2 protein-coding genes are annotated in these 1,890 nt (G+C 80.8%); both read right to left on the bottom strand.

Annotated elements, in window-relative coordinates; all coding sequences use genetic code 11:
- Positions 1 to 416: 416 nt before the first annotated feature.
- Entirely contained in the window at positions 417 to 1,058 is a 642-nt protein-coding gene (locus E9549_RS22720) for a hypothetical protein (protein WP_236828875.1), read from the bottom strand.
- Between the two features lie 122 nt (positions 1,059 to 1,180).
- Positions 1,181 to 1,890 (bottom strand): hemerythrin domain-containing protein (locus E9549_RS22715; RefSeq protein ID WP_236828874.1); only part of this gene is annotated, 710 nt, incomplete at its 5' end.

The raw sequence follows: 1,890 nt of genomic DNA, 5'->3' as shown, positions 1-1,890 counted from the left end.
CCCCGCCGGCCGCGTTTCGACCGGCCGCCGCCGGAGCGGGACGACTGGTACGCCGGGCCGCGCTCCGGGGGGAACGGGCCCCGCGGGGGCGGGTAGGACGGTGGCGGGTACGACGGTGGCGGGTACGCGCCCCCGGGCGGGGCCGACGGCCACCGGCCCTGCGGCGCCTGCCCCGGCCAGGTGCGCGGCGGTGGTGGACCCCCGGCGGGCGGCGGCCCGGCGTACCAGTCGTCCCGCTCCGGCGGCGGCCGGTCGAAACGCGGCCGGCGGGGCGGCTCCTGCTGCGGCAGCGGCTCGGTGGGCCGACGGCGGAGCCAGCGGGTGGAGCGCGGGTCGGGCGGGACGGAGGCCACGAGGCGGTGCTCCTCAGGTCGGCGTCGAGAGTCGATGGTACGGCGGCCGGCCGGGCGAACCGCCTAGCCGACGCCCACCGGCTCCCGCTCGGCCGGGGCGGGCGGGCCGTCGACGGGGACCGGCGGGAACAGCTCCCACACCAGGAACGCCGCCGCGCCGAGCACCAGCAGCGACACCCAGGGGTCGCCCGCGACCACGTCCACCAGCGGCTGCAGCACCGACTCGCCGCCGGTCAGCGCCGCGGCTCCCGAGGCGCCGGCCACGACCAGGCCGGCGCCCGCCGCGGCGACCCGCACGGCCGCGTGCACCCGCGAGCGGCTCACCAGCACGACCAGCGGCAGCCCGACCGCCGCGGCCACCAGCAGGGCGAGCGCCGTCCCGGGGAGCTGAGCGGGTGCGAGCGGTGCGCCGTGCACCAGCCCGGCCACGCCCGCGAGCCACGTCGGAGCACGCGGACCCAGCGGCCGCACCGCGTGCACCGCCACCACCGCGACCGACGCGGCGACCAGCACCTCCACCGGCGGGCCCGGGAAGGGCAGGACCGACCCGAGCGCCGCCCCACCGAGGACGACGGCGGTCAGCAGCCCGGCGCGGGCCAGCGTCCCGCGCGACGACCGCTGCCCCCGCCACCGGCGGCCGGCGGCGACCAGCGGCGCGGTGAGCAGCAGCAGCGCCAGGAGCACCAGGTGCTCAGCGGTCAGCACGGCGCACCCGCCCCGCGGGCGACCGCAGCTCCGGATCGGTTCGCGGGCTCACCCGGCCGACGATGGCGGCCCCGCGTGGGACCGGCCTGGGCGGAGCCTGTGCATCCGGTGTGAACGCCGGCTCAGAGCCCCGGCGGCACGCCCCGCAACCGGACGACGGCGGCGCGGAAGTCGCGCCGGCCGACCGCGCGCCAGGCGGTGCGCACGGCGGGGGAGAGGGCGGCGAGCACGCGGGCGCGGTCGATGGCCGAGGCGTCCTCGAGCACCAGGCCCAGCACCAGCATCTGCTCGCGCCCGGGGAGCGCCGCCCCCGACGCCCGGACGACGGCGGCCCACTCGGCGGCCGGCAGGTGGACGGCGAGCAGCGGCACCAGGTCGGCCTCGTCCGCCGCGGCCGAGGCGACGACGGCGTCCGCGACGATCCCGCACGCACCCGCGAACGCGTCACGGGCGGCCGGTGACCCGGTGGCGGCCCACTCCCGGGCCGCGATCGAGAGGTCGCGGAGCAGGGAGTCCAGCGGCGCGGTCCGGGCCGCCCACGCGGCGACGTGCCACCGGGCGCCGTCCACCTCCGCGGCCGGCAGCGAACGGAGCAGCGCGGGCCACAGCCGCTCCCGCTCGACGGCGTGGTGCCCGAGCAGCACCCGCGAGACCAGGTCGGCGTGCCGGGTGAGCTCGGCGGTGCGGGCGGCGTCGCCGGCGGACGCCCAGGAGGAGAGCTCGGCCAGCAGCCGCAGCTCCCGGTGCACGGCCCGGTGCAGCACCCGCTCGTAGGCGGTGGCGGCGTTGCCCGGGGCGGGGGAGGTGACGCTGCGCCGGAGCGGGACGGGGG

This window comes from Blastococcus sp. MG754426 (assembly GCF_021699055.1).
GTDB lineage: Bacteria > Actinomycetota > Actinomycetes > Mycobacteriales > Geodermatophilaceae > Blastococcus.
Note: the sequence above shows the minus strand (reverse complement) of the source record. Positions and strands in the feature narration are given on the sequence as shown.